The organism is Streptomyces sp. P5F9, assembly GCF_057961495.1.
Window position 1 is genome coordinate 22,730 of the sequence record NZ_JBXVPZ010000064.1, and the last position, 8,304, is coordinate 31,033.

The following is an 8,304-nucleotide window of genomic DNA, read 5'->3' on the forward strand; positions in this document are numbered from 1 at the left end:
TCTTGCAGCCGGTCGGCGTGGGCATCGAGCCGCCGAGAGCACACATGGACGGTCCCGCGTCATGACGGCGACCGTGAAGCACGGAAACGGGCCGCCGCCTGCCACCGGACCGGACCGGCACGCACCGCACGGCGAGCATGCCGCCACAGCGGCCCAGCTCAGACGTGATGGTGGTCATGCGGCGTTCCTTCGGCTCTGGGACCCTCGTTCGCGGAACCGACAGCGAGGCCGGTGCGAGCGGGGCCGTATGGGCAGCTCCGGTGTCATCACATTAGCGAGCGTCACGCGTGGCCGGAAGCGATCGGAAATCGCGGAGCAACATGGATGGCATGTGACATGAATATGTACCGTACAGCCCCTTGCGCCACGTCCCGGGAATGGGGCAAGACCGCCCTCACGACCCGACCCCGTGGCGGCTTCGAGTGAGCCCGCGCGCGACGGCGCTCGGCCGGATCTCGCGGTTCGCCACTATGGACAAACATTTTGACCACCCGCAGTCCGCGCGGCAATCGGATGCCCGCCGGTACGGCGCGGCCCCGGCCCCTGCTCCCCGCGAAGAGCAACGGCGACCGGCAGTTCATTGCCAGGGTTCCGACGCGCACCAGCCTGCCGGACACACCCTACGAGGATGGGTTCGCCGAAGCCGTCAAGGCTGCCCGCGCCGCGCGGGCCGGCCGCCGAATCCATCGGTGCGGGCATCGATCAGCGAAGCCGGTGCGCGCCGATCGCAGCCGTTGGCGCAGGCGCGATCGGACCGCGCACTCGCGGCGTTCGACGGAGCTTGCCGCCGGTCAGCCAGCCATCGCGCTGTCGCCGCCGTCGGCCATGAGGTTGGCGCCGTTGACGAACGCCGCCTCGTCGGAGCAGAGGAAGGCCGCAACCCTCGCGATGTCCTCCGGCTGTCCCACCCGGCCCACCGGGATACGTGCCTCCAGCTGTGCCTTTGGCCCGTTCGGGTCATCGAGGAAGGGCGCGGTCGCGGAGGTGTGGATCATGCCGGGTGCGACGGTGTTGACGCGGATGCCGTGCGGGGCGCCGGCCGCGCACAGATGCTTGCTCATCGCCAACACCCCGCCCTTGGCGGCACCATGCGGCACCATCGGCATGAACGGGGCGCCGCGCACGGCGGCGACCGACGCGACGTTGAGGATGGCGCCGCCGCCCCCGGCGATCAGATGCGACCAAGCCGCCTGCGTACAGAAGTACGGGATGTCGAGCTCGTTCTTGATGGTGAAGTACCAGTCCTCGGCAGGCATCGTCTCGAACGGCCCGTTCCGCAGCGCGGAGGCGTTGTTGTAAAGGATGTCGATACCACCGAAGGCCACTATGCCAGCCTCGATCCACTCCCGGGCACCGGCCTCCGTCGACAGGTCGACGGGGGCGAGGGACTTCATGACTCCCCCGGCCTTCTCCACCAGTTCCAGCGTTTCCGCCGCAGCATCGGCATCGATGTCACAGCCGAATACGGAGGCCCCTTCCGCGGCAAACACCTGGGCAGCAGCCCGCCCAATTCCAGCCCCCGTGCCGCTGATGAACGCGATTTTTCCGGCCAGTCGACCCATGATTGCCATATCCCTTGTTCCATGCCGCCGGAGTGCGGTACCTGAAGCGTAGGTACGCCATATTGGCGAGAACAAGGATCCGTGCCGTCCAGGGACATCGTCCCTTGAGATGGCTGGTATGACCGAGGTTGCCACCGTTCCGTCTGGGGCGCAGCCCCCGGCGCTTCAGCCAACAGGCCCACAATCGAGGACGGAAGAACAGCGAATTCCACCCGGACTCGCCCCCGCAGCCTCCCGTGGCGAAAATGGCCATGCCTGACCAGCGGCAGTGCGACTTCTGCCGCTGTACCAGCGAAAGACGGCACACCAATAGCCGCAACTACCCAGGTAGGTTGCAAGTTCCGGGGGCGTGCGGCTGGCAGGGCTGTAACCGGCTGGGGGGCATAACAGGGCGGGCACGGGCTCGTGATCATTGAGGTGTCTGAGCCCGGTGATCATGAGGTGACCCATGCCTGTTGCTACGTCTTCCCCCCACTCTCGCCGTGCCGGTGAAGCTGGGTCCGCTGGATGCCGGTCTGAGCGCTGACCTGCGCCTCTACTTCGACTCGGTGCCCGACCTTCACTCTCGGCAAGGCCGGTGGTCTCGGCGTCGCCTGAACGCGATCCTGCTGGTGTGTGCATGTGCGCTCGTCTCGGGAGCGAGGAACATCGACGAACTCGCCGAGCGGGGCCAGCCTGCTTCGAACGCATTCCTGACAGTCATCGGGATCCGGCGCTACCTGCTCAGATGACGGCGCACTCCGTCGCCAGCCACGATCGGCCGTGTACTGGGCGGTGGGTCCTCACGGAACTCCGCGTCGAACTGCCGTCTCCTGCCCGCCATGACCCTCAACTTCCCCTAGTCAGTCCGGGTCTCTGCGCTACGACGGGAAGGTCATGCACCCTTCGCCCGGGGCGGAGCCGAGTGTCCGTCCGGCCGAAGGCGTTTGTGGTTGGGGGCGACATCAATGAAGGCCAGTCCGGGTCACGGGCGGCGATGGTGCTGTCCGTGCGGCCCTCGGGGCGGCTCACTGCATGTTGGTGTGCCGGGCCTGCATGCGTGCGTGCTCGCCTTCGCGGTCCGCGGTGAGTGCCATGACCACGGCGTCGAGTACGAGCAGTGCTCCCTGCTCGAAGAGGCTGCCGCTGAACTGCGCGGTGTCCCGGCTCGGGACGCACAGCACGACGTCGGCGAGTTTCGCGAGAGTGCTCGACGGGCGGGCGGTCACCGCGAGTACGCGTGCTCCGTGTTCCCTGGCCCGGCGGGCGTAGTGCAGGGACACCGGTGTCTCGCCGGAGCCCGATATGACGATCAGTCCGTCCCCTGATTCCACCGAGGGCGCCGTCGCCTCACCCAGGACATGTACGTCCTGGCCGAGATGCATGAGCCGCATCGCCGTCATAGACGCCACGAGGCCCGATCTGCCTTGTCCCGTCGCGAACCAGCGCCGTCCCGGAGTGAGGAGTTCCGTCACTACGGCGCTGAACGAGGTCTCGTCGACGTCACCGAGCAGGTCACCCACTTCACGGCCGACCGCCAGCCAGGTCTTGTCCACGGCCATAGGAGCCATTGGGTTCATGGGGTCCATCGGTTCTCCCTCAGCCCCCGGTCACGGTGATGAGCACCTTGACCTGCTCGGGGTCGCACGAGGCGGCGAACGCCTTGTCCGCGTCGTGCAGTGCGAAAGTGGCCGTCACGAACTCCGCGGTGTCCACCACGCCGGCGCCGACCAGGGAGATCGCCTCGGTGAAGTTGTCGGCGACGTACATGAGGCTGCCGACCAGCCGGATCTCCCGGTCCTGGATCAGGTCGACCCGTACCGGCGTGGTGCCGGCCGCGCCCACGCCGACGACCACGACCGTGCCGCCCTTGGCCACCAGGCCGACGGCCTGTGCCAGCGAGGGCCCGCGGGTCACGCAGTCGAAGACCACGTCCGCGGGACCGCCGAGTGTCTGGCCGGACTGCTCCACGAGGTCTGCGGAGTCGGCCGGGAGCGCCGCGTCCGCCCCGAGCCGCAGGGCGCGGGCGCGCTTGCTCTCCAGCAGGTCGGTCACGACGGCCTTGGACGCGCCCCGGTGCTTGGCGGCCACCAGCAGGAGCAGCCCGATCGGGCCGGCGCCGAGGATGGCCACGTTACGGCCACGCAGGTCACCGGCCTTGTCCAGAGCGCCGAGCGGGGTGGCGAGCGGTTCGATCAGCGCCGCCTCGGTGTCCGTCATCGCGTCTGGCAGAACGTGGACCCTGCTCGCCGAGATGGTGAAAAGTTCCGCGAGCCCGCCGGGGGTCTGGCAGCCGAACACCTCCAGCTTCTGGCAGATGTTGTAGCGGCCGGCCCGGCACTGGGCGCATTCGCCGCAGTAAAGGTTGGGCTCCACGACGATCCGGTCGCCGGCGGCCACGGTGGTGACACCATCGCCTGTGGCGGTGACGACGCCGACGACCTCGTGGCCGGGGCGGTAGGGCAGGTCGATGAACGGGTGCTTGCCGAGGGCCGCGTGCATGTCCGAGCCGCACACTCCGACGACCGTGCTCCGTACGAGCACTTCGCCGGGGCCGGCGACCGGGGCTGGGACCTGCTCCAGCCTCACATCGTCCACGCCTGCCACGACCACACGACTGATGAGTCGCGTCATTTCTCTCTTCTCTCTTCTGGTGCCGTCGGTTGTCCCGTGTGTCCGCCAGGCCTAATAGACGGTGTATCCGCCGTCGGCGACCACGACGGAGCCGGTGATGAAGGAGGCCGCGTCACTGGCGAGGAAGACGACGGTCGGCGCGATCTCCTCGGGGAGTGCGTAGCGCTGCTGCGGTGCGTCCTCGATCCAGAAGCGCCGCAGGTCGGGCCGGTCCACCGGGGCCATCTCCGTCTTCACATAGCCGGGGGCGACCGCGTTGACCCGGATACCGGCGGGCGCCCACTCCGCCGCGAGAGACTTCGTCAGATGGTGTACGGCGGCCTTGGACGCGTTGTAGGCGTGCTGCCACTGGGGCCGGTTGATGATGAGCCCGGAGATCGAGCCGATGTTGACGATGGAGCCGCCGCCCGCGTCTGTCATGTGGCGGCCCACGGCGAGGCTGCACTTCCACAGCGCGCGGACGTTGAGGTCGAAGACCTGTGACCACTCGTCGTCGGTGGCGTGCCAGGTGTCGTTGTGGAAACACGTGCCCGCGTTGTTGACGAGGATGTCGAGTCCGCCGAGTGCGGCGATGGCTTCGGCGGTCATCCGGGTGACATCGTCGTCGTCGGTGATGTCGGCGGTGATCGGGACGAAGGTGAGTCCCTGCTCGGCCGCCTGCTCGACGACGAGCGCGTTGCGTTTCGCGTCCCGGCCCGCGATGGCGACCTGGGCGCCGGCCTGGGCGAGCGCGGTGGCGAAGGCGAGGCCGAGGCCCCGGTTCCCGCCGGTCACCAGAGCCTTGCGGCCGTTGAGCTTGAATGTGTCGAGAACGGTCATCAGAGCACCACGATCGTCTTGAGGCTGCCGGGGGTCCGGTCCGCGTTGAGCGCTTCCTCGGCGTCTTCCAGGGAGAAGCGTGCGGTGACGAGGCTGTCGAGGTCCACCTGTCCGGAGGCCACGAGCTGGGCCGCGACGGGCCAGGTGTCGGTGTAGCGGAACACTCCGGTGATAATGAGTTCCCTGCTCTGGATCACCGGGATGGGCAGTGCGATCTCGTCCGCTCCCATGCCCACGAGAACGACGACACCGCCGCCGCGTACGGCTCCGATGCCGCTGACCACGGCCGGGGTCGCGCCGGACGCGTCGATGAAGGCGTCCACACCCAGGTCGCTGACGCTCTCCGCGAGGGGGTCGATCGTGCGGGTGGCGCCGAAGCGTTCCACCAGGGCCCGGCGGGCGGCCACCGGGTCGGACACGATGATCTCGGTGGCGCCGAACGCCTTCGCCGCCTGGGTCGCGATGACGCCGATGGGTCCGGCTCCGGCGATCAGGACACGGGAACCGGGGACGATGCGGGCCTTGCGCGCCGCCCAGATGCCGACGGAGAGCGGTTCGAGGAGGGCGGCCGCCTCGTCCGAGAGGGAGTCGGGCACCGGGTGGGCGAAGTCGGCCTGGATAGTGACGTATTCGCAGAAGGCGCCGTCGACGGGCGGGGTGGCGTAGAACTCCATGTGCGGGCAGAGGTTGTAGCGGCCCGCCTTGCACTGGAAGCACATCCGGCAGGGCCGCTGCGGTTCTATGGCGACGCGTTCGCCGATCCGCCCGGTGTCGACGTCCGCGCCGACGGCGACGATCCGGCCCGAGACCTCGTGGCCCAGGACGAGCGGCTGGTCGACCACGAAGTCGCCGATCCGGCCCTCCCGGTAGTAGTGGACGTCGGAGCCGCAGACCCCGACGGCGGCGACGCGGACCAGGACTTCGTCCGGCCGGACCGCCGGGACGGGCCGCTCCTCGACGGCGATCTCACCGACGCCGGTGAGCACACTCGCCCGCATCGTCTCGGGAACCCCTGGAGTGTCGGACATCGTCATGTTCCTTTCGGTGCGACCGGTGGGGCGGAGGAAACGCGGCCAGGTGAGTCGGGGGCGGTGGACGACGAGAACAGGGCGCGGCCAGAGACGACATAGCTCGCGCCCGCGCGCAGGCAGGCGCCGACGTTGCCCGCGTCCACCCCGCCGTCGACCCCGGCCGGCAGGCCGGGTCCCGTCTGCCCGGCCCTGGCGGCCAGCGCCGGGTCGGCGGCGCCGGTACTGCCCGGTTCGATCAGCATGACCAACAGGCCGTCGACCGTCTCGAAGCAGGGCCGGATCTCGGCGAGTTCCGTGCCGGGTGCCACGGCGAGCCAGGCCGCGGCTCCCGAGGAACGGATCCGTTCGGCGGTGTCCGCCACAGCGTCCCGGTTAGGGCAGGACTCGAACGGGAAGGTGACCCGGTCCACCTTCTGGGCGCAGATCTCGTCGATCAGTTCGTCGAGTTCGGGCGCGATGACGTGGACGTCGAGCGGTCCGACACCGCGCTCGGACACGCTGCGTACCAGGGAGAGGTCGACGCCCCGATGGGCGAGATCGTTCATGATCACGTCAGCGTGGATCCACAGGCCCGAGCTGCCGAGGTGCTCGGCGGTGGCCAGCCGGTCCGCCTCGGCGACGGCGTAGATGCTGCCCGCGAGGGTGGCCCCGGGGTGGCGGGCGATCTCCGCGAGGATGGCGGGGTTCAGGCTCGGGTACGTCACTCCGTCATCCCGGGGCTGTCCGTGGCGGGGGTGTCGAGCGCGTCCCAGCCTGCGAGGACCGCGTAACGGTCGGCGGCCGCCTGGCGCGCGGTCCCCGAGCCGGGGCGTGGGGTGGCGGCCGGCCGAGTCGCCGGTGCCCAGGCTCGCAGGACTTCCCGTACCGGCCGGTCCGAGGCGATGGCGGCGGCCTGGACGCAGGCGCCGCGGGCCGAGGCCTCCGGGGCGTCGGCGACCAGCACCTCGCGGCCGGTCAGGTCGGCCAGGAGCTGGGTGTACGCGGCGGAGCGCGCGCCTCCCCCGGTGGCGATGAGGCGCCCGTCGGTGGCGACCCCGGCGGCGTTGAGGTGGTGTTCCCCGGAGACCAGTCCGAGGATCACGCCTTCGAAGGCGGCCCGCGCGATGTCCTCGGGGCCGGTCGCGGAGGTCAGTCCGGCGAGGAGGCCCCGGGCGCCGGGGCGGTTGGGCTTGCGCTCGCCGTCGAGGAAAGCGGCGAGGACAGGTCCGGAGTCGCCGGTGGCGCTGAGGGCCAGTTCGGCGAGGGTGTCGTGGTCGACGCCGAGGATGCGCGCGAAGGTGTCGGTGACGCGGGCGGCGTTCAGTGTCGAGACGAGGGGGAGGTAGCCGTCGGTCATGTCTGCGACGCAGTCCACGATGCCGCCGAGGTCGAAGACGGGGGTGTCCTGGGTAGTGAAGACGACGCCCGAGGTGCCGAACGTGTATACGACGTCCCCGGGGGTGATACCGAGGCCGAGGGCCGCCGCGTGCTGGTCCCCGCCGCCCGGCCCCACGAGCGTGCCGGGCGACAGGTCCAGTTCCGTGCTCGCCGTAGCGCTGACCGTGCCGACGGGGGTCGAGGCGTCGACGACCTCCGGCAGGGCGTCCGCCCAGTCGCGTTCCGCGTCGATGTGGGACAGGAACTCGGGCAGATAGCGGGATTCCGGGGCGCTGTAGTAGCCGGTCCCCGATGCCTCGGAGCGGTCAGTGATCTGGCGTCCCGACAGCTTCCAGGTCAGCCAGTCGTGCGGGAGCAGGACATGGCGCAGCCGCCGGTAGTGGGCGGGTTCGTTCTCAGCGAGCCAGGCGATCTTGCTGAGGGTGAAGGCGGCGGTCGGCAGGGATCCGACGGCGCGGATCCACTCTGGCGCGCCGATCAGCCGCTTGAGCCGTTCGAGCTGTGGTGCGGAGGTGGTGTCGTTCCACAGCTTCGCCGGCCGGATGACCTGATCGGCGGCGTCCAGGGCCACCAGACCGTGGCACTGACCGTCGACCGCGAGCGCGGCGATGTCGTTCCTGGACACTCCGGCGTCTTTCCTGGCAGCCGCGAGCGCGATTTTGAACGCTGCCCACCAGTCAGCGGGGTCCTGTTCGCTGTCCGGTGGGAACGCGGGTGGGTGTGGTGCGCTCCCGGAGCCGAGCAGCGAGCCGTCGTGAAGGTCTCGGATCTCGACCTTGCAGGACTGGGTCGAGGAGTCAACTCCAGCGACGACGGGCATGGGGGTCCTTAAGAATGTTGGGCGGTCCGGGAGGACCGGGTGTGGCTGATGATGGTTTGCCGTTGATGGCTCCAGGAGAATG

At 69.6% G+C, this 8,304-nt stretch carries 8 protein-coding genes; 1 reads left to right on the top strand and 7 read right to left on the bottom strand.

The window, feature by feature from the left end:
- Positions 1 to 791 precede the first annotated feature (791 nt).
- Entirely contained in the window at positions 792 to 1,562 is a 771-nt protein-coding gene (locus AC31A1_RS13835) for an SDR family NAD(P)-dependent oxidoreductase (protein WP_489653580.1), read from the bottom strand.
- Between the two features lie 482 nt (positions 1,563 to 2,044).
- Between AC31A1_RS13835 and AC31A1_RS13840 the strand changes: the two genes are divergently transcribed.
- The gene (locus AC31A1_RS13840) at positions 2,045 to 2,293 is read left to right on the top strand and encodes a hypothetical protein (RefSeq protein WP_489653581.1); all 249 of its coding nucleotides are present in this window, start codon (positions 2,045 to 2,047) and stop codon (positions 2,291 to 2,293) included.
- A 276-nt stretch (positions 2,294 to 2,569) separates the two neighbouring features.
- On the opposite strand, the gene hxlB is transcribed toward AC31A1_RS13840, so the two are convergent.
- Genes hxlB through xylB form a run of 6 tightly spaced genes read right to left on the bottom strand, consistent with a single transcriptional unit; the run spans position 2,570 to position 8,222 of the window.
- Positions 2,570 to 3,103: a 6-phospho-3-hexuloisomerase gene (hxlB, locus tag AC31A1_RS13845; RefSeq protein WP_489653582.1), complete on the bottom strand. Its 534-nt coding sequence runs from the start codon at positions 3,101 to 3,103 to the stop codon at positions 2,570 to 2,572.
- Between the two features lie 37 nt (positions 3,104 to 3,140).
- On the bottom strand, positions 3,141 to 4,175 hold the full coding sequence (locus tag AC31A1_RS13850) for a zinc-dependent alcohol dehydrogenase (protein ID WP_489653583.1): 1,035 nt from the start codon (positions 4,173 to 4,175) through the stop codon (positions 3,141 to 3,143).
- Between the two features lie 51 nt (positions 4,176 to 4,226).
- Complete coding sequence (locus tag AC31A1_RS13855; RefSeq protein WP_489653584.1) at positions 4,227 to 4,994, bottom strand: SDR family NAD(P)-dependent oxidoreductase; 768 nt, start codon at positions 4,992 to 4,994, stop codon at positions 4,227 to 4,229.
- Entirely contained in the window at positions 4,994 to 6,022 is a 1,029-nt protein-coding gene (locus tag AC31A1_RS13860) for an NAD(P)-dependent alcohol dehydrogenase (protein WP_489653585.1), read from the bottom strand. The genes AC31A1_RS13855 and AC31A1_RS13860 overlap by 1 nt, the downstream gene beginning before the upstream one ends.
- A 2-nt stretch (positions 6,023 to 6,024) precedes the next feature.
- Positions 6,025 to 6,729, bottom strand: coding sequence for a beta/alpha barrel domain-containing protein (locus AC31A1_RS13865; protein WP_489653586.1), 705 nt, complete (start codon positions 6,727 to 6,729; stop codon positions 6,025 to 6,027).
- Complete coding sequence (gene xylB, locus AC31A1_RS13870; protein ID WP_489653587.1) at positions 6,726 to 8,222, bottom strand: xylulokinase; 1,497 nt, start codon at positions 8,220 to 8,222, stop codon at positions 6,726 to 6,728. The genes AC31A1_RS13865 and xylB overlap by 4 nt, the downstream gene beginning before the upstream one ends.
- Positions 8,223 to 8,304: the final 82 nt, after the last annotated feature.

Coding starts and splice junctions, on each gene's coding strand:
- AC31A1_RS13855 (WP_489653584.1), bottom strand. CDS start 4,994: ATGACCGTTCTCGACACATTCAAGCTCAACGGCCGCAAGGCTCTGGTG.
- AC31A1_RS13835 (WP_489653580.1), bottom strand. CDS start 1,562: ATGGGTCGACTGGCCGGAAAAATCGCGTTCATCAGCGGCACGGGGGCT.
- hxlB (WP_489653582.1), bottom strand. CDS start 3,103: ATGGCCGTGGACAAGACCTGGCTGGCGGTCGGCCGTGAAGTGGGTGAC.
- xylB (WP_489653587.1), bottom strand. CDS start 8,222: ATGCCCGTCGTCGCTGGAGTTGACTCCTCGACCCAGTCCTGCAAGGTC.
- AC31A1_RS13850 (WP_489653583.1), bottom strand. CDS start 4,175: ATGACGCGACTCATCAGTCGTGTGGTCGTGGCAGGCGTGGACGATGTG.
- AC31A1_RS13860 (WP_489653585.1), bottom strand. CDS start 6,022: ATGTCCGACACTCCAGGGGTTCCCGAGACGATGCGGGCGAGTGTGCTC.